Source organism: Collinsella provencensis (genome assembly GCF_900199705.1).
Taxonomy (GTDB): domain Bacteria; phylum Actinomycetota; class Coriobacteriia; order Coriobacteriales; family Coriobacteriaceae; genus Collinsella; species Collinsella provencensis.
The window spans coordinates 783,594-805,215 of the sequence record NZ_LT904908.1 but is presented as its reverse complement, the minus strand read 5'-3'; the positions used below and the strand labels follow the sequence as shown (position 1 = coordinate 805,215).

Below are 21,622 nucleotides of genomic sequence, written 5' to 3'. Positions count from 1 at the left end.
GCGAAGGCTTATACCTTGATGAACCAAACGTCGCTATCTTCGTCCTCGGTGGAGCAAACGAACGTGTTGTGTACGAGTGAGAGTTCGTCGCTTACCTCACCGTCGCGATACCGGAAGTGCTCGCAAGACAGACGCTCAAGTTCCGCTTCGCTCAAGCCGTCCAAGAATTCAACGAAGTTCGCCAACATATCCTCACGGGCGGACATTACTCAGCCTTCTCGGATTCCTCAGTCTGCTCTTCGTCCTTCTTCTTGTTCTTCGTGGATGAGTTCTTCTTATACTTCTCAGTCAACTCGGCATACTTCTTTGCGTGGAACTCCTTGTACTTATCCCCGTACACGTCATTCAGAATGTCTTCCGCCGCACGCTTGAAATAGGCATCCAACTTAGTCTTGATTGCCTCGTAAATCTTCGAGTAATCCTTTTCTTTTTCGTCGCTGATGAACTGAACGAGGTTCTTGTAATACTGGACGTTCGCACGGACAGTCTGAACAACGTCCTTGACGTGAGTACCCTTGCTGAACTCAAGCCCCTTACCCTCTTCGCTCTTGAGGGCGAAATACTCGCAGAGTTCAACGTTGCCCTTAGTGATTGCGTCAACCTCAGCCGTGTTGAATGGGTTCGCCTTCATAGACTCAAGAAGTTCGGGGTTGTCCGCAAGAGCCGCCTTCAACTTGGCAAGAGGTTCAGCGATAAGAACCTCTTCGGCGAACGCTTCGTGGATTTGCTGCTGATACTTGAAATCCATTTCTAAGACTCCTTCCAAGAGCCGAACAAAAAACCATAACTCGAATGATAGCAGTGGCTACTACTTTTTGTTAGTCCTCTCGAACCACTCCCGCAAGATTGCGGTTTCAAGTTCGTCCATCTTGCCACTGAGTTCCAAGTAAGACTGTTCGTCAATCACACTCATGTAAACGTCGAACCACTCCCGCACGAGTTCTTGCGTCTCTTGGTAGTCCAAGAGTTCCAAAGCCTTCTTTAGAAGTGTGTAGCGTGTGCCGAACGATTCAATGTCTCGCTCAAGGCACTCTCGACACTCCCACAAGGTATAGTTGTGGGTGAAGAAGTCTTCGCGTTCCCGCACGTCTGTCATTGCCGTTCCTTTCTCTCTTGGAATGCTGTACACCGTTGATGTACACACTCCTCTGAATAAGAAAACCGCTGGTAGACGTGGTAGAGTGTTTATCGAGTGGGAGTAGGCTGATAGGGTTCTGACCTGCATTTTTGAGTGCCGCACTGTGCCGCTGAGTTTCGTTTCGTACGAGAGTCATGGCAAAGCCGCCAGCGATGTTGGTGAGTAAATACGATAACCGAGCCTCCGTTCCCGCGTTGGGACGGAGGCTTTTTCTTTGTCGTTTTACTCCCTTGTCTCCGTTCGGGGATTATTTCTTGCTCATTTAGGGCTATTCGCGCTGAAAGATTTTGACTAGCTTGGTGTCCTTTATTTCGTAGACAATGTCTGCGACGTTCTCGACCAGCCTCTTATCGTGGGAGACGAACACTATCGTTCCGGCATAGGCGCTCATCATCTGCTCGAGGGCTTCGGCGCTCTTGATGTCCAGGTAATTTCCAGGCTCGTCCATGAGCAAGATGTTGTATCTGCCCAGCAGCATCTTCGCGAGTAGCAGCTTGATGACTTCGCCTCCCGAGAGAACGCCAACGTCCTTTGTCAGGTCGCGCGGTCCGATTCCCATAGAGGCGAGGATGCCTCGAATTTCGGTCATGCTGTACTCGCAACCATCCTGCATGAACGAGATCGCAGACTGACGGGCGTCGAACTTGTAGCCTGTTTGCTCGAAGTAACCGATCTCTGCCTTGGGAGAGATGTTGATACCGTCGGCGCGTCGAGCGATTGCCTTCAGCAGGCTGGTCTTTCCTGTACCGTTGCCACCGGTGATGGCCACTTTGGCACCGAGCGGTATCTCGAATTTCGCGTGGTCATAGAGCATGCAGTTGCCGAAGCTCAAGCTGAAATCGTCTGCCGAGATGGGAAATTTACTATGCAGTTCCAGGGCCTTGCTCTGGCGGAACCGCACGGCGCGAATGCTATCTGGGGCCTCAATCCCTTCGAGCGCTTCGAGGCGCTTCTCCATGTCCTTAGCCGCCTGGTACATCCTCTTCTGTTTGGTGCCGGTTGCTTTCTGATGCCCCAATCGACCTGCATACTCGTTGCTTTTTTTCGCAGCCTTCCGCTTGGCGTCGACCTGCCGTGCTTTTTTCCGTTGTTTTTCGATGGCGGCTTCGAGGCGATCGCGCTCGCGCATCGCCTCTTCGTATCGAGTCGCCTGAGCTTTGCGCTCTTCTTCTTTCTGTCGCAGATAGTCGGAGTAGTCACCCCAGAATTCGGAAATACCGCCGTCTTTGAGCTCCCAGATCTTGTCTACCACCTGGTCGAGAAAATGACGGTCATGGCTCACGATGAGCAGAGCCCCATCAAATGCCTTGAGTTGTCCGACGAGAAGGCGGATGCCGTCTTGGTCGAGGTGGCTCGTAGGCTCGTCGGCGAAGATCGCGCTTGCATGCTGGGAGAGTGCAGAGGCAATCTTGGCGCGTGTTTCCTCCCCGCCGCTCATCGTCTCCTGCGCCACTCCGGCGACGTTGAGACGGGAGAGCATCTCACCACTGTCCTGAGCCGCATCAAGGTCGAGTTCATCGAGTTGGCCGATGAGGGCAATGCTGCCGAAGCGCCTGACGTCGGCGTCCGCAATGGTAAGATTGCCGCTCAGAATTTTAAGCAGGCTGGTTTTGCCTGCGCCATTGTCTCCCACCAAGCCGATGCGATCGTAGGAGTAGATTTCCAACTCTTCGATATCCAGGATATCGCGGCCGGCATATTCCAAAAAGATGTCTTTAGCTTTGACTATGAGTTCCATAGGTTGAACCGCCTTTTGTGTATTAGCCTTTTACTGGAAGCGCAGCCATGCCAAAAAAGATTGCTCACGTCGATTTTTCGCCTTTGCCCAATTGCCGGCGCGAGCGTTTTGACCTTGCGCAAGCCGGCAAATCCGAAAATGATAGTTGGCGACGAATAAGGAGCGCGATGCGGAATGTCGGTGCAATACCTCGTCGTCGCAAGGGCTTGAAGGCTGACGCTTGAACCGATGGCTGCTGCCTCTTTTTTTCGAATACTTGGGCTATTGAATCTGCCCGGTATCTCTTTTCCCCGCGTTTCGGACGCTCGGAGCAAGCAGCATAGCCATCGCAAGCAGTACCATGGTCGCTCCAGAGCCGACGAACCATAACGGAGCTCCAAGCAGATCCGCAAAAACGGAGGGGGCTGCGAGGCCCATGGGCATGGCCCACGCCATGATGGTTCCGTAGAGGCCGAAAACGCGGCCTAGGTACTCAGGAGGTATCTGCTCCTGCATAAGGGCAGTCTGGGTTCCCGCGTACAACGGGGAGCATGCGCCCATAAGAAAGCTCACCGGCAGGAAAGCAGCGAACAATGACGGGCCGAGCGATCCGGATACGATTGCGGCAATGCCGAAGCCGGCAATCGCGGCGACCATGGTGAACGACCTATTGCGGAACCCTCCCGTAACCGCCAAGATGCCGGACCCAGCCAGCATGCCTGCAGAAAAAAGGATTTCCACCAAAGCGGCATCCCCCGTGCTACCGCCAAAATGCCCCAAGGTCATTATTGGGAACAATGCCGCGAGCGGAGAGAACGCGAAAGCGAAGACGAACCCGCACCAAAGAAGGGCGAACAGCCCCCTGTACTCCCTAATCAGCTTGTAGCCGTCCGAAATCTCAGAGAAGAGCTCTCGAACCTTATTGGAAAAGGACAAGCTGCGGTCGGCTTCATCGAGGCCCCCTGCGTCTATCTGTGCGGCGAGGACGGCTAAAGAAGCGAAAAGCGCTCCCAGCACGTCGAGGGCAATCATAGCGGTAATGCCCGCCACGGGATAAATCACTGCTGCAAGCGCGGCGCCAAGAATGTATCCGCCGGACTGAATCGCCTGAGTCACCCCCGATAGGCGAACGAGATGCTCTGGCGGGGCGAGATGGGGCGTGAGAGATTGGGAGGCTGGCGTGTAGAACGAAGTACCAACTGCACGGAGAAACAGGGCGATGAGAATTAGCCATGCAGGTAAGCTGCCGGCCAACGAGGCAATCGCCAAGGCGGCACCCACCGCGGCAATGAAGAGGTCGGCGCCGATGAGGACACGTTTCAAAGGCAGTCTGTCGACAACGGCGCCCGCAAGGATTCCGAACAAAGCAATCGGCAGAAAGCCTGCCAGCGATGCTAAGGAGAGGAGAGAAGACGACCCTGTCGTGAGGGCGAGATGCCAAATAAGACCCATTTGGAGAATCGAACTCGTCAATGTCGAAACGAGCTCCCCGCCCCATACGAAACAAATCTTAAATTGCCATGAATGGCACAGCGAAACAGACCTGCGCCGAGAGGTTTCAAATATCATGGTTATGTCCAATCGTGAAATGGCGTGCAGAAAAACAGCGCGACGCCACAACAGCGCCGCTTTCTAGGCGCTCATCCACGTGCGGAAAAGACCAACCACGACACCCCTCCTTTGTTAATTCGGTCTGGCAAACCATGTAATATTAACGAGGCTTGAGTTTGCCTGTCAAGAATCGACCATCGGAAAGGGCAATCCTCTTCGATTCCTTTTGTATCTTTGGTTGCATAGGTGACCCGCCAGGGCTATTACGCGTGGAAGAGGCGCCTGCCGAGCTGGCCGATGAGGCGCTGAAGATGGCCCTGGTCAGGCGAAACGATCCCAAGGGATGCGTACATCATTCGGATAGTAAGAATGTTGCCAGCAGGTTTTGCGGCAACCGCAAAGGAGCCGTATCCTGCAGCTGGAATCACGTTGCAGCATCCTGACCCGCATTCCGATTGGCGGACGGCCCGCTTCGGCATCCTGACCAGCACAGCGATCGAGCCTTGTCATTCCTTGGATATGCCGGTTGCTCGGGGCGGTCCCGACGGAGGCCCTCGCCTCCCCGGTCCGTGACCCAAGAAGGGCAAGCATGCTGATCTGCATGGCTGGTTCCTCCTTTATGTAGACGACCATGCAAAGAAGGGACAACCGAGGAGGCAGGTTACTGATGCGGGCTCCCGCACGCCCATGACTACCCGACGGGCTGTTTTTCATCTCCGATGCCCGCATTGCAGCATGAACGAATGTGCCTCGACATCTCTGCTGGCATGGTACGACTGGGATCGCACCTCGACGCATCCTTGCGCATACTGCCTTCCAAGTTTCGAAACCGGGAAGGAAAGTGTATGTGAGCGACGATATCGGCGCCGATTCGACGCTCGAGAGGGAGATTGCGCCGATTCTATCCATCGGGGATGCATTCCCGAAGATTCTCATCACTCGCACGAGGCATGAGCCCCATACCCGGGAGGGCGTGCTCGTGCTGAATTTCGCGAGGTGGCTGCTTGGCGGGTAGGGTTCTGAACGTCGCATTGGGATATCGCGCGACAGGGCACGCAGGGCTGTTTGTGCCCGCACGGGAAACGCCGTCGCCATGCGGGCGGCCTGTCGTGTCCGATTAGCCTTTTGCTAAACAGGCTTACGCCAACTCATGGGCAAGCCACCTGAGACTATTCACTTTGCTTATCGTTGACAAAGACCTGTGGCCTGCGGTTTTGTGAACGGCTCGTAAGCCACCCGCGTCGACTCACTTACTGTTGAAGCTGGTGGTTTGCAGGCTCAAAGGCGGTTGAGTTTCAAAACGGGCGTTTTTCGGCGATATCGAGCCTCCAAAGGCGGCTCTCCGTGCCCCTTGGGACAAAAATAAAAACTCAATACTCTGAGTTTGAAAATGGTTTTTGAAGTTGTCCCAGCTTTTGTCCCCGAAGCCGATGAAACGCGACGTCGCGTCATTCAGCGGCACTCACTTCGAGATGCCGCCGAAAACTGGGTGCAACTGGAGTGACGAGACGGCAAAACTATAACCACCGAGTGGGAGTAAGGCCATAGTGGTTTACAGGTTATGAAAAACAGCCTCTGACCTGCGGTTTTACTTATTTCTAACTGGTTGAACAATCGGCCCGTGACAAAGATTTGAACATTTTACAAGCTTCAAATCGGCATCACGGGCCTTTTTCATGACTTCACGGTTAACTGGGGTTTTCTTATTGCGATCGCATCCCTAGGCTTCTCACGGTCAGGGAGCTGACGGAGGCACACGTGAAAGAGACCGGCGGAAATCACATTGCACCCAAGGAAACGGAGGCGAGGAGCGCTCTCTCGAGTGCTCCCTGGAACTCGTCAGCTGTCATCTGCGGAACCAAATCCTTGATGTTCCTCACGTGGGCGAAAACAGACCTCATGGCGGTGCCGCAGTACTTTCTCTTGCCGGGGGCAAGCAGGCGATCCATCGCGTCCAGGTCCACATCGAACAACACGCTGCCGTGGAACACGACCAGGTCGCCAGCGTCTTGCCATGCGCATCCGCATACCTTGCGACCGGCGACGTAGACGTCGTTGCGGTCGTTTCGGACGGCCGGCGCGCCCAGGGCCATCAGGGCCCGCTCGGGAACCTCCATGGCGCGCGGAAGTAAATCACGCGGCACCGCCATCGAGAATGCCACGCACCCCTCGTCGCGGTAGACCGCCCCGCCGCCGCTTTGCCTCCGGACGATGTCGACGCCCAGCTCCTTAGCAAGTGCGGCGTCGACTTCCGCTTCAATGTCTTGGTTGAAGCCCACCGAGACGCAGGGGGCGTCCCGGTGGGTGAAAAGGAAGGGCGTGCCCGTGCGAAGAAGCTCCTGCTCGAAGGCGAGGTTCTCGTAAGCGGTGCGGTAGGGGCTCTTCACGACGTTCAGCATCAGTCCACCGTCGCCAGGAGCTGGCCCTCAGACACCATGCCGCCCTTGCAGGCAATTTCGATCTTTCCAGCGCACGGTGCCACGACCTCCATCGTGCCCTTGCCCTGCTCGAGGGAAGCAACTACTTGCCCGGCCTCCACGGTATCGCCGTCTGCGACCTTCCAGAACAGGATGGCGTTGCTTCGGGTCGATCTGATCTCCATGATTCCTCCTACCTCAAGTACGCTGCGACTTCCGCCGGCGTGAGCACCATGCCAGCGGACACGACCTTGCCGTCGACGACCAGCGCTGGCAGGCTCATGGCGCCGTAGCCCATGACGCGGTCCATGTCGGTGATGTACTCAAGCTCCGCCTCGAGCCCCAGCTCGGCGATGGCCGCTTGGGTGTTCTCGTTGAGCTCGTGGCACTTCTTGCAGCCGGCTCCCAGCACCTTCAACTGGCGGGCGCCTCCGCAGCCGCAGGGCTCCGCCTTCATCTGAGGGGCGTCCTCGCCGCATGCGCAGGGGGCGGCCGCCTTCTCTTCCTTCTTTTTTCCGAACCCGAACAATCCCATGACAATTTCTCCTTTCGACGCGCCCGCACCGTGCGGGCTCCTAACTGGTTAGAACAGCGGCTGCAGGAAGTTGAACACGTAGCCGCTTATGCACATGCCGACGATGCACAGCCCCACGAACGTCACCATCAGCCTGGGCTTGATGACGCGGGAGAGCATGGTCAGGCTGGGGATGGACAGCGTGGTGACGCTCATCATGAAGGCCAGCACCGTGCCCAGGCCCGTGCCCTTGTAGTACAGGGCCTCGGCGATGGGGATGGCGCCGAAGGTGTCGGCGTAGATGGGCGCGCCGACGAGGGTGGCCAGCACCACGGCGAAGGGGTTGCCGTCGCCCAGGACCAGCTCGATCCACTCGGCGGGGATCCAGTTGTGGATGAAGGCGCCGATTCCCACGCCCAGCAGGATGTACGGGAACACCTTCTTGAACGTGCCCCAGGTCTCCTTGCGGGCGTAGGCCAGGCGCTCGGCCACGGTCATGGACAAAAGCTCGGCGTCCGCCGGCGCGTCGCCGCGCACGAAGTCGGCCAGGTGTCCCTCCATGCCCATTTTCTGGATGATGGCGCCGCCGGCGATGGCGATGAGCAGGCCCACCACCGTGTAGGCCACGGCCGCACCCGGACCGAAGATGCTCATGATCAGCACCAGGCTGCCCAGGTCCACCATGGGCGAGCTGATGAGGAAGCTGAACGTGACGCCCAGCGGCAGGCCCGCGCGGGTGAACCCGATGAACAGCGGGATGGAGCTGCAGCTGCAAAACGGCGTCACCGTTCCCAACAGCGCTCCCACCACGTTGCCCCAGACACCCTTGAAACGGCCCATTATCTTGCGGCTGCGCTCCGGCGGGAAGTGGCTCTGGATGTAGCTGATGGCGAAGATGAGCACGCACAGCAGGATGACGATCTTCACCGTGTCATAGATGAAGAAGTGGAGCGTGCCGCCCCACTGGCCCGCTGTGTCAATGCCGAGCGCACCCAACAAGGCGGCGATCAGTTCGCTCAGCCACTGCATCTTCAGCACCTGGTCCAAGATGAACATTCCGATGGATTCCATTGGCGCTCCTTCCATATTGACGTATCAATATATATCTATGTATAAGGGCAATATAGGAGACACATAGACGCATGTCAATATATAAATTTGCGTGATATACTGAAGCTGCCAGACAGACAGGAGGAAACCATGGACAACGAGAGCCTCGCGGCGGCGTTCAAGGCGCTGGGCGACCCCACGCGCCTGCGCATCTACCAGGTCATCAAGGACAAGGACGATATCTGCGCGTGCAACATCCTTGAGCAGATGGACATCACCCAGCCCACCCTTTCCCACCATGTGAAGCAACTCTGCGCCGCCGGGCTGGTCAGCTGTCGAAAGGATGGCCGCTGGATGCACTACTCCGCCAACAACGAGACCGCAGCGCTTCTTTCCGATTGGATCTCCGGTTAGGCCGTGACCCAGCGTGACCCCAGAGAATGACCAAAATCGTATGGATATCCGTGACTCAAATTTGACCCCATGGATTTTCGGCAATTTTTGAGACTGGGTATAAATTGGGCGAACTAGAACAAACTGCGACAAACCGGAGCAAACTGGAGAGAGTTTTTAACTATAGGTTTGCAATTGTCGCTGGTGGCTTGCATGTGATGCCGCTTCAGATCACCTGAAAAGGGGAGGATTTGGCCGCTCTACCCTGCCCTTTTTGCTACTGGGACAAAAATGAAACTCAACACCCTTGAGTTTCATTTGAGTTTCGATTATCAGAGCAGTTTTGTCTCACTTTTGTGCCGTTGAGTATCGCCGTGTATCGCCACGTTCGTTTTCCGTATAAAATACTAGACGACATGGAAATGCCCGCACTTTCGATTCATAGAGTGGGAGTAGCGAGAACTGGCTTCTGAACTCGCGTTTCAGTACCGCCGAGTACCGCCTGATGCTGTTTCGGCGTCGCCATAGCGCAAAGCCACCAGCGAAATAGTGGGAATAACGGCCTCCGAACCCTTTGGTTCGGAGGCTTTCTTTTTGCATCTCTACCTGGAAAACGACCCAATTATTCCCGTCTATCCCTACTGGGCGGCACGGCGGAGTACTCGGCGGTACGGGAATAATTAGGCCCTGCGGGAATAATTCAAAATTCGGGTCCCCGGAGGGCCGATTTCGAACAGTTGAAACTGAGTTGAAACTGCGAGGCGGATTCAACCCTTTTCAATTGCATTTGCCCAGGTCAACAAACGGGAATAATAAAACGCGAAAATCGGTTTCGCCAGCGGTGCCTACGCCGGTGGCCTGAACGTGGTCAAGAGTGAGGAAGGCACGACGCTGAACATCAGCGGCGGCGCGTTTACGCGGACGGCGGCTCCGAGATGGGGAACAACGAGGACTGTTCTGGTTTACGGCACAACAACTATTACTGGCGGTACGTTTAACGAAAAGAGTACCAGCCCGAGTGCAAGGGTTGTTGTGACCGGCAAGGTAGACGGTTATGACTCCGTCACCTGTATCAAGGGCGGTACGTTCAACGGAAATGACAACAACGTTTTCCATCACTTGAGTCCTGCTCAGGCTGATGATAGCTTCGAGGTCTCGGGCGGCACCTTCAACAAGAGTATTCCCGATTGCTGCTGCTCCGATGGCTTCATCCCCACCAAGAACGCGGATGGCACCTATGGCGTCAAGGAGGGCATCTATATTGCCCAGGTCGGCAGCAAGAAGTAGGAGACGCTGGCTGATGCGATTCGTCTGGCTGCGAAGGGCAAGACCGTTACTTTGCTGGCGGATGTTGAGCAGAACACCCAGCTGGCCATCAACAAGGACATCACGCTGGAGCTGAACGGCAAGACCATCAAGAACACGGAAGACATCTGGAGCGATAATGCCAACGCGATCCTGTCCATCACGAATGGCGCCAAGGTGACCATCACTGGCAACGGCACCATAGATGCCAAGGAGAGCGACTGCTACGCCATTAACGTGGTGAATTGCGAGAAAAGCTGCCTACCTCATCTACAAGATGCACTTGAGCTGCGAGCTTGCCAAAGCGCCGCTGATCGATGCGGCGTGCGCGTGGACAACTCCCGAAGACATGGATCAGCTTAGCTATGGCATTGTACCCGTCAAAATTGAACAGATTCTCGAAACTGGCAACGACGAGATTCGATTTATGCTGAGCGGTGTGGCTACCGAACGCGAGAATTGCAACTTCAACTTTTCTATCCCCGTTTCGGGCACATCATACCTATCTGTAGCGAGGGCGACCTTGTGTTACTTCCCCAGGTGCAACAGAAACCAAGGCGTCGACTATACGGACACCGAGCTCGATTTACATTTTGGGCGGATCGGAAACGATGGGCGAATCAAGTCGCTATTGCCCAACAACCAAGGCGAGGAAGACTGCACAACCGATGAAGAGAAGGCTCGAAAAAGCTGCGCAAATGGGACAACGCCAAGCATATAGCGGAACCGCTAACCAGACGCAGTAAACCAAAAAAGGTGTACGCCAACCCGCTATGGGGCATGATGATACGTAAGTCGTCGAGATATCAAAGGGGCTCCCATGAACCTCAACGTTTTGGCGTAGTGGTCACTATCCACAACCTCAGAGGCGAGAACCGAATCGATGCGTTTATTCGACAGCGTGCTGCGCTAGGCTGGATAGTCGAACGGGTTGAAATTGACAATGAGCTCAAGATGTGTGAACGCAGTCAGGTCGAGGTGGAGTGCGAGTAGCCGTTGGCGGCGGCAATATTAGACAACGAGAAGGCGCCGGGATCTTCATCCCGGCGCCTTCTATCAAATTCAACGGTATCGTTGCACAATATTGTGCGTTGTCTTTCGAACTCCTGGGAGATGAGCATTGCGGGGCAGGGAAGCCCTCTTCTTGCTGGGAATCTAGATAACTCGCGGCTTGGTAGGGACCTTCCTAGTAGTTATCGTTCAGGCATGAGTACCCCATTGGTACATTACAGTTGGCGCTTCACTACTAGAACTATCTAAACCAAGTAGACCCAAATAGTGCCCACGCCTTTGGGAAAACTGCTTCTCGGATTCGAAATCCGCTGCGCTCAAGTGGTCTTAGCTGGCCAATAGGCCTTCGTGCAACGCGCCGCCGTATTTCCCAAACAGCAGGTAGGGTCTTGAATCCTTAGCCTCTGTCTGTCCAGAATCTCAAGCGCTTTGTCGAGGTCGAAGGCCTTGATAATTATTTGCATGGTAAGCCCATTGGCGGACGAGGCAATCTGACTCGACCCAACCACAAGAGTCTGCGACAAATCGTGCATGCCGGAGCCGTGAGGCTTCCGGAAATGCGCCGCATCGGCGTCTTTGTACAAGTCCTTATCAACGATATCGCGCAATTGCTTCCCGAGGGGGAGAGCTGGCACATGTCGTCGGCATCGCATTAAACCAGCTGCATCTACTCTTTCTAGGATACGAGTGGTTGCCCTCGGCGATTGTCGCGAGCTCGACACGCCCGCGAACAAGCCGGTCTTTGAACACGCTGGGCAGATCGCGCGTCGATATTTACCAAGAATTGGCCCTCGTGGTCACGATAATTGAGCAGTTCGACCACGAGGGTCGTGTCCCTGGACACGGCGAGATGATATTCGGTCAATGAAGGCCGCCGAGCGCCCGACTGCCTCGGTCGCCTTACGGCTCTGCTCCTCCATGCAACTCGGACTTTGCGGACAGCCTCCGAGCTTCAGACGGCAGCTACTTCAGGTACTGCGTCGGGCTTAAACCCATTCGCCGGTCATTTGCGACCGTTCGCGGCGCTGCAAGCAGAAATGTCCTCTTTGTCTTGTAATTGTTATATCACGTCATATAATCAGTACTGACAATATTACATCGGATAACAAAGTTTGGAGTCTCGATATGCAGGTAGTTCTGGCATCGCACGGTCGTCTTGCTGAGGGAATGAAAGATACCCTAGGCATCATTTTTGGGGAGTTGCCGGACCTGACAGCGCTCTGCGCATACGTCGACCCAGACGTTACCTTAGCCCAGCAGGTCAAAGACGTGCTGGCGCGTAAGGTTCCCGGCGAGGAGATGCTCGTCGTTACCGATCTCTTTGGCGGCAGCGTGAACAACGAGTTCATGGCCGCCCTTGCCGAGAATGACCTTACGCTCGTCTGCGGCATGAACATGCCCCTGCTCGTCGAGATTCTCTCTGACGCAAATCCCGACCTCGCGGCCGTAAGGGTGGCGGTCGACTCTTGCAAGGACTCCATCATGGTCTGCAACGACCTGCTCGATGCCGGCCGGGACTGCGGCGAGGATTTCTGACATGGATATCCAGTCCCTTTACCCGATGAACATCTCGTTCAGGTATTACGGCCTCGAGAAGTTCTTTGAGTCCTGCGCGAAAACAGGTCTGCATAATGCAGAGATCTGGCTTTGTCCCCAGCACTTCCTTATCAACGGGCAGTTCTCGGAGGACCCTTCAAAGCTCAAGGCTCTCATGCGCGAGTATGGGGTTCAGATCAAGTGCCTCTGTGGCGAGCAGAACAATCCAAAGCCCAACAACATGGCGGCTCGCGGCGAACTCCTCGTTGGCAATACGCGCTCCTACTTCCGTAGGGTGATTGATCTTGCTGGGGCCATTGACTGCCCGAAGGTTCTTGTGACCCCCGGCTGGAATTACTTTGACGAGAAGGTCGATGAAGCGCGCGCACGAAGCATCGACATGCTGAGGGAGCTCTCGGCCTACGCGCATGCTCGGGGGGTCACTCTCGTGCTTGAGAGCATCTGGAGTAAATCCTCCCAGGTCGCGCCAACGATAGCGCAGATTGCCAACATCAAGGATGCAGTGAATAGCGACAGCCTGAAGCTCACGCTTGACCTTGGCGCCATGAGCGACGCGGGCGAGACTGTCGACGATTGGTTCAACGCGTTCGGCAGCGACATTGCGCACTGCCATTTCGTGGACGGTACTCCCACGGGACACATGCCTTGGGGTCATGGCAACTTGGACATGCGAGGCATTCTCGCTTCGTTCAAGAAAGCCGGTTACAAAGGGGGCTTCTCGCTTGAGTACGTGCACCCAATGAGCTTCCAAGATCCGGCAGGGTATCTAGCCGAGACAAAAGCCCTGTTCGAGAAGTGCCTTCAAACGATTTAGCCAAGCGTGCATTAACCAAGGAAAGGAAAAGAAATGATCAAGCTATGCAGGGTGGACCACAGGTTGCTCCACGGCCAGGTCGCATTCTCCTGGAGCCATGCCCTGGGAGCCGATGCCATTCTTATCGTCTCTGATGAAGTGGCATCCAACGAGGTCCGCATGAAGACGATGCGACTGGCAAAGCCGGTGGGCATAAAGCTGGTCATCAAAAGCGTCGACGATTCCATCAAGGCAATCAAAAGCGGCGTAACCGACAAATATCGCCTGCTCATCGTTACCGGCAGCATTGCGGATGCCGAGAGGCTGGTCCGCGAGTGCGGCATTTCCTCGCTGAATCTGGGCGGCACCGTAAAGAGCTCCGAGACGACCCGCAGCTTCGGCAGTGCGGTCCATCTAACCGGTGAAGAGGTAGAGGTCGTCCGCGGCCTCGTCCGCGATGGTGTGGAAGTCGAGGTGAGGCAGGTAGCAAAGGACAAGAAGGTCGTTCTTTCCGAGAAGGACCTCTGATTGTGACGGTCAGTAAGTTGAAGGAGGGGCAATGGCTTTTCAAGCGTTTCTTATCGCTCTGATTATCTTTGTGGGAAAGGCCGACTACTTCGTCGGCACGGCAATGTTGGGCAGACCCTTGGTCCTTGGCATGCTCGTCGGCATTGCGCTGGGCGACGTGTCTCAGGGAGTGATCATCGGCTTCCAGCTGGAGCTTGTCTTTATGGGCATGCAGGCTATCGGCGCATCCATTCCGCCTGACATGATCGTTGGCTCGGTGCTGGGCACCGCCTTCGCCATCAGCACGGGCAACGGCATCGACACGGCGGTCACCATCGCGATGCCTGCGGCGATTCTCTCTGCCTTTGTGGTGAACCTCTTCTATGGCGTGATTACCCCGCTTATGGCTCGAATGGCAGACAAGTTTGCCGCCGAAGACAATGATAAGGGCATCTCCGCGGTGTTTCTTGCCAACGGTTTTCTTTTTGACGTGACTTTTGGTGTCATCGGTTTTGTGGCGTTCATGTTCGGCGGCGACGCGGTATCCGCCTTTGTCGCTTCGATTCCGGCGTGGCTCACCGCTGGCATCACCATCGCGACCGGCATTCTCCCTGCGCTCGGCTTTGCCCAGCTTGTGACCATGATTGCCTCTAAGGAGACCGCGGTCTTCCTCCTGTTGGGCTTTGTCCTCGCGGCGTATCTTGGCGTTCCGGTCCTGGGCATTGTTTGTTTCGCGGTTGTGATAGTCGGGATTCTCTTTATGGCACACATCTTTATGCCCAGCCAGGGCTCGGTTTTTATGACGGAAGGCGAGGACGACAATGAGTTCTAGCGATGCAACGAAGAAGCTTGGCAAGAAGGAACTCCGGAGCCTCTTCCTCAGGTCCTTCTCGACGTCTCACGCATGGCACTTCGAGCGCCAGCAGCACATGGCCTTCTGCTGGTCGATGATCCCTGCGATCAAGAAGCTCTATGACCGGCCCGAGGACAGGATTGCCGCCTACCAGCGTCACCTCGAGTTCTACAACTGCCACACGACCATGCAACCCCTCATCGGCGGTATCGTCTGTGCCATGGAGGAGGAGAACGCCAACAACGAGGAGTTCGACACCTCCTCTATCAGCTCCATGAAGGTCGCCCTCATGGGACCCCTTGCGGGCATCGGCGACTCCCTCATCGGCGGCACCCTGCGCATCATCGCCACCGGCATTGCGGGCGGTCTGTGCATGGCGGGTTCTCCCTTCGGCCCGCTTCTGTTTCTGCTTATCTTCAACGCGGTCAACATTGCTCTGCGCTGCCTTGGCGTGAAATATGGCTACGGCCTGGGCGAGAATATCATCTCCAAGGTTTCCGATCCCGGCACCATGCAGAAGCTTACTTGCGCGCTCTCCATCGTCGGTCTCATGGTCATAGGCGGCATGATTGCGACGAACGTCGCCATCACGACTCCCATCGCCTTTGATATCAGCGGCACCGCGTTCTCGCTTCAGGACACGCTCGACTCTATCTTCCCGAAGCTCCTTCCGGTGGCGGCGTTCGGCATCCTGTATGCCCTCAACAAGAAGGGCGTGAACGTCCTCGTGCAGATCATCGCAATCATGGTCCTTGGCGTCGCGCTTGGGGCCGTCGGAATCCTCGGTTAGGAGAATCTAGTGCTTGAATTTTGTCTCGATACCGGCGACTTTGAAATGGTGAAGACCGCCAGTAGCATCTATCCCGTTAACTGCTTCAGCATGAACCCCTCCATTGCCGTCAACTGCCTCAAGGGTACCGGCAAGTCCTTCGTGCAGAATGCGCTGGACATCCGTGGCGTCATCGGTGAGGAAACTCCTTTCTTCCTTGAGGCCATGGGAGACACTGCAGAGGAGCTCGTGGAGGACGCCAAGGCAATGGTCAAGGCTGTTCCAGGCAACACCTTTGTGAAGATTCCGGCATGTCCGGAGGGTTTCAAGGCAATTCGCGAGCTCAAGAATGCCGGCATTGCCACCTCTTGCACTGCCGTCTACACCTTCAACCAGGCGATGCTCGCGGCCATGGCGGGCGCCTCATACGTTGCCGTCTACGTGAGCAGGCTCGACAAGAACGGCGGTGACGGCATCGAGGTCGTGCGCCGCATCAAGCAGGCCTTCGTTGCCCACAACATCGACTGCGTGGTCAGCGCGGCCTCCCTCAAGACTCCGCTCTCACTCCAAGAGGCCATCGAGGCCGGTGCCGATAACGTCACCGTTGACCTTGAGATGCTTGAGGCCCTGGCGGTCCACCCCATGACCGAGGGCACGCTTAAGACCTTCAAGTCTGATTGGGAAGGCCTGTTCGGCGAGGGCGTCCGCATCGTCGACATGGTCGCTTAGGATTTCCGCCGTCAAGCAAGGGATATGAACGGCCCCGCCGGAGACGGTGGGGCCGTTCGGCTGGGAGCAAGCCGCAGGCCTGGTAACCGGGCCAGAAGAAAGGGGCGCGAAATGAGAGCTTGGTGTTCTGTTGGCCACTATCTGCAGGGCGTTGATGTTATTGGGCGAGTGGGCCGGTATGCGTCGATGTTTGGCAAAAACCACCTGTTCCTTGTGGACAGCTTCGTGTGCCAGATGCTGGGGGAGGGGCTCTATGGTGCCTACCCCTCTTTGGATGGATGCACGTATCGGACCCTGACATTTGAGGGCGAGATAAGCCGCAAGAGCATATCAAGGCTTGTCAACGAAGCTGGGGGTGAGTTTGACGTCATCGTTGCCGTAGGTGGCGGGAAAGTCATCGACGTGGCCAAAATGGTTGCCGCTCAAAGTGGCGCGGCGCTCGTCGTGTGCCCGACGATTGCGGCGACGGACGCTCCCACGAGCGCCATGTCCATCCTCTATAGCGATGAAGGGGAGATGAACGAGATTGTCCTCCATGTGAAGAATCCCGATCTCGTTCTGGTGGACTCCAGGGTCATCGCAAACGCCCCAACGAGATTTCTCTCGGCGGGGATAGGAGACGCCCTCTCGACCTACTATGAGGGCGAGTCCAACTGGAAGACTGGTCATGCCAACTACGTTTGGTGCCAAAGCGAGCAGGCGGTTAGCACTGCGGCGGGTCGCGCGGTTGCTCGCGCATGCATGGAAACGCTCGAGAGGGATGGTCGCGCTGCCGTCAAGGCATGTGAGCAGAGCACTGTTACGCCGGCGCTTGAGAACGTGATTGAGGCAAACATCCTCATGAGCGGCATTGGTTTCGAGAATGTCGGATGCTCTCTTGCCCACGGTCTGGGCAACGCGATGACGGTGCTCCCCGACGGCGAGAAATCCATGCATGGCGAGAGGGTGGGTTTCTCGACGCTGAGCCTCATGATTGCCGAGGACTACCCGAGTGAGGAAGTCGAGCGAGTGGCGCGCTTCTGCAGGGACTGCGGTGTTCCGACAACCTTCTCGGAGCTCTCGCTTGCGCCCAGCGATGACGACCTTCGCAAGGTTGCGCAGGCGGCAATGCAGGCCGAGTCTTGGGGTGCGAGCCCCGTGAGACTCTGCGACGCGGAAGTCGTGGACATTCTCAAGGCAACTGACGCCCTTGGGCGGAGGATCGCGCAAGAGTAAGTAACGTCCCTCCTCGAGAAACGAAAGCTGAGAGCCGCAAGCGGAGCTCGAACTCCGCTTGCGGCCTCTTTTATGTGCTTATGCTTCGGTAAGGATTTTTCCCTCCGGCGAAATCACGAAGCGGAACGACGCTCTGTCTCCCCTGAGCAGGGATTTTGAATAGTGAAGGGGATTGTCCTCGCTGTCCTTGGTTATCTTGGATAGCACGTAGATGGGCGACCCGATGATGCAAGAGAGGAGCTTGGCCTCATCCTCACGCGCGGTTGAAACGTCTATGACAAGCTCCTCGACCCCCAGATGTATGCCGTAGTTTTCCGACAAGAGGCCATAGAGGCTCATATCCTCGCTTAGGTCGTCAAGAAAGCTCGGGAAAGACCTTTCCGAGACATAGACGGAGTCGAGCGCGATAGGGATGGAGTCTTCGAACACGAGCCTCTTTGCCATCAGAACGGTATCGCCGACCTTTATGTCCAGCGCGTTTGCGAGGGCAGGGGTGGCTTCGAGGGAGGACCGCTCCAGGACCCGTCTATGGTTCTTGCCGCTAATATCGGAAAAGGCGTGGTAGCCAAAGTTGTTAGGCGATCCTTTTCGGATGACTCGCTTGGGGACGGAGACAAAGGAGCCCTTTCCGCGAAGCCGGTAGATCAGGCCTTCATCCACGAGATTCTGGACAGCTCTTCGGACGGTAATGCGGCTCACCGAATAGCGTTCGCAGAGCTCGAACTCGGTCGGAATCTTCTCGCCCACGCCGAGCTCTCCAGAGATGATTTGCTGACGGAGATTGTTTTCTACCTGTGAGTAGAGCAGGTCGGGTCTTGCGTCGTTGTTAGATACCATGACGTCTCCGATGACTCGAGTGGTGATAGTAAGGGCGTTCTAGGTAGCCCACTGTTTTCGTAATTATATGATGACATAAGACTTTATATCGCCATAAAGATGACAGGAGATGGTCGTTGAATCGTAAGTGACGACCATAACGGTGGCTTTTCCGATGGGGGAGTGCGGACAAATAGGTGGACCGAATAGGTCCGACTAGGAGTCCGCACCGCCCCACGACCGGTCGGCCTCTACGACACGTCCCTGTCCAATTACGACTACCTCTACGCGAAGCAACAGGAGTCGATGGTGGCTCCCGACGGCTCCGCTCTGGGCAACGGCGCTAAGGCGGAAGCTCCGTCGCCTGCTGTTGCAGTAAAACCCTCGGTCAAACCGTCGGCATCGAGCGTTTCAAGGTCGACTGCGAAAGCAACGATGCTTGGAGAGGCTCCCGTCAAGAAGGACTGGGTCATCGGCGTACTCGAGTCCCATAACGTCCGCATCGTCGATCGCCGCCCCAAGGGCGGAAGCCTCTGGGCCATCGGCGGCAGTGAGCTCGACGCCGTTATGAACGAGCTTGCCGCAAACGGCGCACAGTTCACCTACATGCCGGAAGGCGGCAAGGCAACGAACTTCAAGGCCGGCTGGTGGCTCTCCGGTTATCCGAAGAAGTCCGAGCCCAAGGCTTTAGAGCTCCGAAGAGCCGGCCATCACCGAAGCGGACCTCTCCAAGATCGAGGAGGGAACCCAGGTTTTCCATAAGAGCTTCGGCTGCGGTGAGGTCGTCTCAATCGGCAGCGACAGAATTGCCGTTCGTTTCGATGACGACAAAAAGAAAAAAGACCGCGAGTTTATGTTCCCGTCGACCTTCTATCAGGGGATGTTACAGCAATGAGATCCGCAGATGCCATCAAGTCGATACTCGAGGGACAAGGCCGTCCCCAACGCTCCCTTGCCATTGATCTCGGTCTCACCCCGCAGGCGCTAGACCAGCGCCTAAAGTCGTAGACTATGAAAGTGGAGACCTTGTGCCAAACGGCGGCGCAGCTCAATTACTCTGTGAAGCTGGTTCCGAACGATGGCGGCGAGAGTATAGAGATCGAGGGTTAACCGATGGACTCGGAGCTTGACCTGTCGCTTCCTGATACCGAAAACGACGCGGGCGCGCCCCAGGGCGCCCCGCGAACCATTGAGCGCTCGCCGAGAAATCTCATCGGAGAGGCTCGCTTGGCGTTCGATGCTGGGCTGCTAATCTCATGCCTTACGGTTCTAGTTACCATTCCAGATGTTTGTTCAAACTTGATTGACTCTAGCAATAGAGATGGACAGCGAAATTGGTGCACGAGGTATCTCGGGTTTCCTGGCACCCCTGTGGTTGACGACATCGACAGATCTCGCAAGCAAAGTCGAGACCATATCGAGCGAACGATGAACGCGCTCATGCGGGAAGACAACTTCACCGCATCCGATTTCTGCCAGCTGCGAAACGCCGTGCTCCATACTGGATCTTCGGTCGTTGACGGCGCGGGGGCAAAATACTCGCCGTTCCATTCGATCGGCATACAGGTCTTCGACAACGACAGCCAGCTGGTCGTCGGATACGGATCCACCAGCTCACCAGAGCCGGATGGGGTTGAGAACGACTGCCGCATAAAGATCAACATCAACTTAACTGCCCTGCTTGCGCGCATGGAAAGGGGCGTTGAAAGGTTTTTGAGCGAGTATCCTGAGCTCGATAAGGAGAAAGGAAAATGGGAGTACCTGACTTGGGGAATCGTTGATTTTCGAGCTCCGATCCACTGAGGGCTCCTCTGTTCATGAAGTGAAGCGAAGGAGCCTTATCGAGCTGTGCCGAAGCGTGATTAGGGGCATGCGCGAAGCCGCCTGCGACGATTCTTTCAGTCATCGCTCTTGCATATCCCTCCTGACCTGCGGGAACGCAAGACGATAAAGCCACTGGCTACGATTCACTTCGCCAAACAGGCGCCAAAGAGGGAAAACAGCCGTTTTGGCATCCCTTTCGAGCGATTTCGGACCTCAAAACCAACCCGTTTTGTCCCCGGGACAAAAATGAAACTGTGGGCTTGCGGTTTCGAAATAGTTCGCGGATTTGTCCCAGGGTTTGTCCCAAACGCCTACGCGAGGACACGCGGAGGGATTCGGCGGTATGACGGTCAAAATCGACGAGCCAACTGGAGTCAACTGGAATGACGCGGCGGCAAACGAGCGTGAAAGAGTGGGAATAGACAGTATTTTCGGAAACGCCTTGCTAGCGTGGGGCGTTCTCTTTTTAATATCGACCGTGATACCGAGTTGGTGGAATTCCCGGGTTGTTTTTGATGGCGTCACCGGTCTCGGGCACCACCTGCGTGCGTTGAAGCTTGCTTCCTGCTTCCACGAAGCAGTCGAGCACGCTGGCCTTCTCGATGTCCACGACGTCTGCGAGCAGACGGGCGCCTCGGTCGTAGTTGAAAGTCTTGGTCTCCCAGTTGCCAACGTGCTGGGCGGCGTCTCTCCTCGGCGACGCCACCTGGCTTGATTCAATGTGGGGGGCGAGTGCCCTCTGCTTTCTCGGGGTGGGTCTTGCGTTAAGATGCTGTGGCACGGGTCGGCCCTCAGGCCATGAATCTCGACAACTTGCCGCATGCGTGAGCCGTTCCTATTCCTCATCCTCAGGATGAGGAGAACGTTTCAGCACTGAACATCTAGCGCTAGCAGTGTATGCGAATTAATCAGCACAGCTTACTCCCGAACGCTGCTGCCGTCTCGTCAGACGCCCGATCGGGCACCTCCTTGCCCATTGCCTCCTCGATGGCATCGAGGAGCCTTCTCGCGCGATCAAGGAAGAACGTATCGAAATCATCACTGGCAAGCGCATCGTAGTCGATGAGGTGAGATTCCGCGCGCTTGCGAAGCTCTGCTCCGTCGACCTGCTCATCCTTCATTATCTTTGGTAGGTACTTCGAGGGCGCGATGCCTCCGATTTCTCGGTTCGTGCGCGCGATGAGTGGGGTTTTGTTCACGATGGAGTTCCACTTCGTCCGGTCGAGCCCCTTCCTCTCGCAGTACGCGCGCGGGAAAATGTGGTGGATGTCCGGTGGGGTTTCCATCGACTTCACCATGGTCATTGTTGCGCCGTCAACGAAGTCGAGGCAGTTCTCGCGAAATACGAGCGCCATGACCCCTTTGTAGGCAGCGCTGTTGCGAGTCTGAAGGCCGAGCAGGCGTGTCGACTGGAAATGGGCAGCATTTACGGTGCGCATTGGCGATTCAGCACCTTCTATCTC

General features: G+C 56.2%; 25 protein-coding genes. 14 read left to right on the top strand and 11 right to left on the bottom strand.

Translation table 11 applies throughout. The annotated features are described in order from the left end of the window. Positions 1-8 precede the first annotated feature (8 nt). From C1711_RS03685 to C1711_RS03665, 5 genes are all read right to left on the bottom strand, one after another. On the bottom strand, positions 9-206 hold the full coding sequence (locus C1711_RS03685) for a hypothetical protein (protein WP_102337842.1): 198 nt from the start codon (positions 204-206) through the stop codon (positions 9-11). Next, positions 206-748 (bottom strand): hypothetical protein, encoded by a 543-nt coding sequence (locus C1711_RS03680; protein WP_102337841.1) that lies wholly within the window; start codon positions 746-748, stop codon positions 206-208. The genes C1711_RS03685 and C1711_RS03680 overlap by 1 nt, the downstream gene beginning before the upstream one ends. A gap of 60 nt (positions 749-808) precedes the next feature. Further along, positions 809-1,096 carry a hypothetical protein gene (locus C1711_RS03675; RefSeq protein ID WP_102337840.1) on the bottom strand — a complete coding sequence of 96 codons (288 nt, stop codon included), beginning with the start codon at positions 1,094-1,096 and terminating at the stop codon, positions 809-811. A gap of 310 nt (positions 1,097-1,406) precedes the next feature. Then, positions 1,407-2,876, bottom strand: a complete 1,470-nt coding sequence (abc-f, locus tag C1711_RS03670; protein ID WP_005987409.1) for a ribosomal protection-like ABC-F family protein — start codon at positions 2,874-2,876, stop codon at positions 1,407-1,409. A gap of 261 nt (positions 2,877-3,137) precedes the next feature. Then, positions 3,138-4,475 (bottom strand): MFS transporter, encoded by a 1,338-nt coding sequence (locus C1711_RS03665; protein ID WP_234346218.1) that lies wholly within the window; start codon positions 4,473-4,475, stop codon positions 3,138-3,140. 778 nt (positions 4,476-5,253) lie between these two features. Between C1711_RS03665 and C1711_RS03655 the strand changes: the two genes are divergently transcribed. Then, positions 5,254-5,421: a hypothetical protein gene (locus tag C1711_RS03655; protein WP_157966984.1), complete on the top strand. Its 168-nt coding sequence runs from the start codon at positions 5,254-5,256 to the stop codon at positions 5,419-5,421. Positions 5,422-6,184: 763 nt separating this feature from the next. Here the strand turns inward: C1711_RS03655 and C1711_RS03650 are convergent. Genes C1711_RS03650 through C1711_RS03635 form a run of 4 tightly spaced genes read right to left on the bottom strand, consistent with a single transcriptional unit; the run spans position 6,185 to position 8,408 of the window. Continuing rightward, the gene (locus C1711_RS03650) at positions 6,185-6,805 is read right to left on the bottom strand and encodes a lipoate--protein ligase family protein (RefSeq protein ID WP_102337837.1); all 621 of its coding nucleotides are present in this window, start codon (positions 6,803-6,805) and stop codon (positions 6,185-6,187) included. Beyond that, complete coding sequence (locus C1711_RS03645) at positions 6,805-7,008, bottom strand: acetyl-CoA carboxylase biotin carboxyl carrier protein subunit (RefSeq protein WP_102337836.1); 204 nt, start codon at positions 7,006-7,008, stop codon at positions 6,805-6,807. The genes C1711_RS03650 and C1711_RS03645 overlap by 1 nt, the downstream gene beginning before the upstream one ends. Positions 7,009-7,016: 8 nt before the next feature. Continuing rightward, complete coding sequence (locus C1711_RS03640; protein ID WP_102337835.1) at positions 7,017-7,358, bottom strand: thioredoxin family protein; 342 nt, start codon at positions 7,356-7,358, stop codon at positions 7,017-7,019. A 48-nt stretch (positions 7,359-7,406) separates the two neighbouring features. Beyond that, a complete protein-coding gene (locus tag C1711_RS03635; protein WP_199824834.1) occupies positions 7,407-8,408 on the bottom strand; it encodes a permease in 1,002 nt (333 codons plus the stop codon). Between the two features lie 129 nt (positions 8,409-8,537). Between C1711_RS03635 and C1711_RS03630 the strand changes: the two genes are divergently transcribed. The 10 genes from C1711_RS03630 (at position 8,538) to C1711_RS03570 (ending at position 17,519) form a co-directional block, all read left to right on the top strand. Then, entirely contained in the window at positions 8,538-8,801 is a 264-nt protein-coding gene (locus C1711_RS03630) for an ArsR/SmtB family transcription factor (protein ID WP_102337833.1), read from the top strand. 1,011 nt (positions 8,802-9,812) lie between these two features. Further along, the gene (locus C1711_RS03625) at positions 9,813-10,067 is read left to right on the top strand and encodes a hypothetical protein (RefSeq protein ID WP_102337832.1); all 255 of its coding nucleotides are present in this window, start codon (positions 9,813-9,815) and stop codon (positions 10,065-10,067) included. Between the two features lie 51 nt (positions 10,068-10,118). Continuing rightward, positions 10,119-10,448 carry a hypothetical protein gene (locus tag C1711_RS03620; RefSeq protein WP_102337831.1) on the top strand — a complete coding sequence of 110 codons (330 nt, stop codon included), beginning with the start codon at positions 10,119-10,121 and terminating at the stop codon, positions 10,446-10,448. Positions 10,449-12,221: 1,773 nt separating this feature from the next. Continuing rightward, positions 12,222-12,632: a PTS sugar transporter subunit IIA gene (locus C1711_RS03600; protein WP_102337827.1), complete on the top strand. Its 411-nt coding sequence runs from the start codon at positions 12,222-12,224 to the stop codon at positions 12,630-12,632. A gap of 1 nt (position 12,633) precedes the next feature. Further along, positions 12,634-13,467 carry a sugar phosphate isomerase/epimerase family protein gene (locus C1711_RS03595; RefSeq protein ID WP_159060036.1) on the top strand — a complete coding sequence of 278 codons (834 nt, stop codon included), beginning with the start codon at positions 12,634-12,636 and terminating at the stop codon, positions 13,465-13,467. Positions 13,468-13,500: 33 nt separating this feature from the next. Beyond that, positions 13,501-13,974, top strand: coding sequence for a PTS sugar transporter subunit IIB (locus C1711_RS03590; protein WP_102337825.1), 474 nt, complete (start codon positions 13,501-13,503; stop codon positions 13,972-13,974). A gap of 31 nt (positions 13,975-14,005) precedes the next feature. Next, positions 14,006-14,785, top strand: a complete 780-nt coding sequence (locus tag C1711_RS03585; protein WP_102337824.1) for a PTS mannose/fructose/sorbose/N-acetylgalactosamine transporter subunit IIC — start codon at positions 14,006-14,008, stop codon at positions 14,783-14,785. Beyond that, positions 14,775-15,596 (top strand): PTS system mannose/fructose/sorbose family transporter subunit IID, encoded by an 822-nt coding sequence (locus C1711_RS03580; protein ID WP_102337823.1) that lies wholly within the window; start codon positions 14,775-14,777, stop codon positions 15,594-15,596. The genes C1711_RS03585 and C1711_RS03580 overlap by 11 nt, the downstream gene beginning before the upstream one ends. 9 nt (positions 15,597-15,605) lie before the next feature. After that, a complete protein-coding gene (locus tag C1711_RS03575) occupies positions 15,606-16,304 on the top strand; it encodes a transaldolase family protein (RefSeq protein ID WP_197713856.1) in 699 nt (232 codons plus the stop codon). Between the two features lie 111 nt (positions 16,305-16,415). Continuing rightward, a complete protein-coding gene (locus tag C1711_RS03570) occupies positions 16,416-17,519 on the top strand; it encodes a glycerol dehydrogenase (protein ID WP_102337822.1) in 1,104 nt (367 codons plus the stop codon). Positions 17,520-17,597: 78 nt separating this feature from the next. Here the strand turns inward: C1711_RS03570 and C1711_RS03565 are convergent, their stop codons facing one another. Next, the gene (locus C1711_RS03565) at positions 17,598-18,356 is read right to left on the bottom strand and encodes a GntR family transcriptional regulator (protein ID WP_102337821.1); all 759 of its coding nucleotides are present in this window, start codon (positions 18,354-18,356) and stop codon (positions 17,598-17,600) included. A gap of 285 nt (positions 18,357-18,641) precedes the next feature. Here C1711_RS03565 and C1711_RS07790 point away from each other — a divergent pair, with 285 nt between their 5' ends. The 3 genes from C1711_RS07790 (at position 18,642) to C1711_RS07785 (ending at position 20,874) form a co-directional block, all read left to right on the top strand. Beyond that, positions 18,642-19,097: a hypothetical protein gene (locus C1711_RS07790; protein ID WP_199824833.1), complete on the top strand. Its 456-nt coding sequence runs from the start codon at positions 18,642-18,644 to the stop codon at positions 19,095-19,097. Positions 19,098-19,448: 351 nt separating this feature from the next. Beyond that, positions 19,449-20,138, top strand: coding sequence for a hypothetical protein (locus C1711_RS03545; RefSeq protein WP_102337820.1), 690 nt, complete (start codon positions 19,449-19,451; stop codon positions 20,136-20,138). A gap of 364 nt (positions 20,139-20,502) precedes the next feature. Continuing rightward, positions 20,503-20,874, top strand: coding sequence for a hypothetical protein (locus C1711_RS07785; protein ID WP_199824832.1), 372 nt, complete (start codon positions 20,503-20,505; stop codon positions 20,872-20,874). 193 nt (positions 20,875-21,067) lie between these two features. On the opposite strand, the gene C1711_RS03535 is transcribed toward C1711_RS07785, so the two are convergent. Beyond that, positions 21,068-21,514: a hypothetical protein gene (locus tag C1711_RS03535; protein WP_234346216.1), complete on the bottom strand. Its 447-nt coding sequence runs from the start codon at positions 21,512-21,514 to the stop codon at positions 21,068-21,070. Positions 21,515-21,622 lie beyond the last annotated feature (108 nt).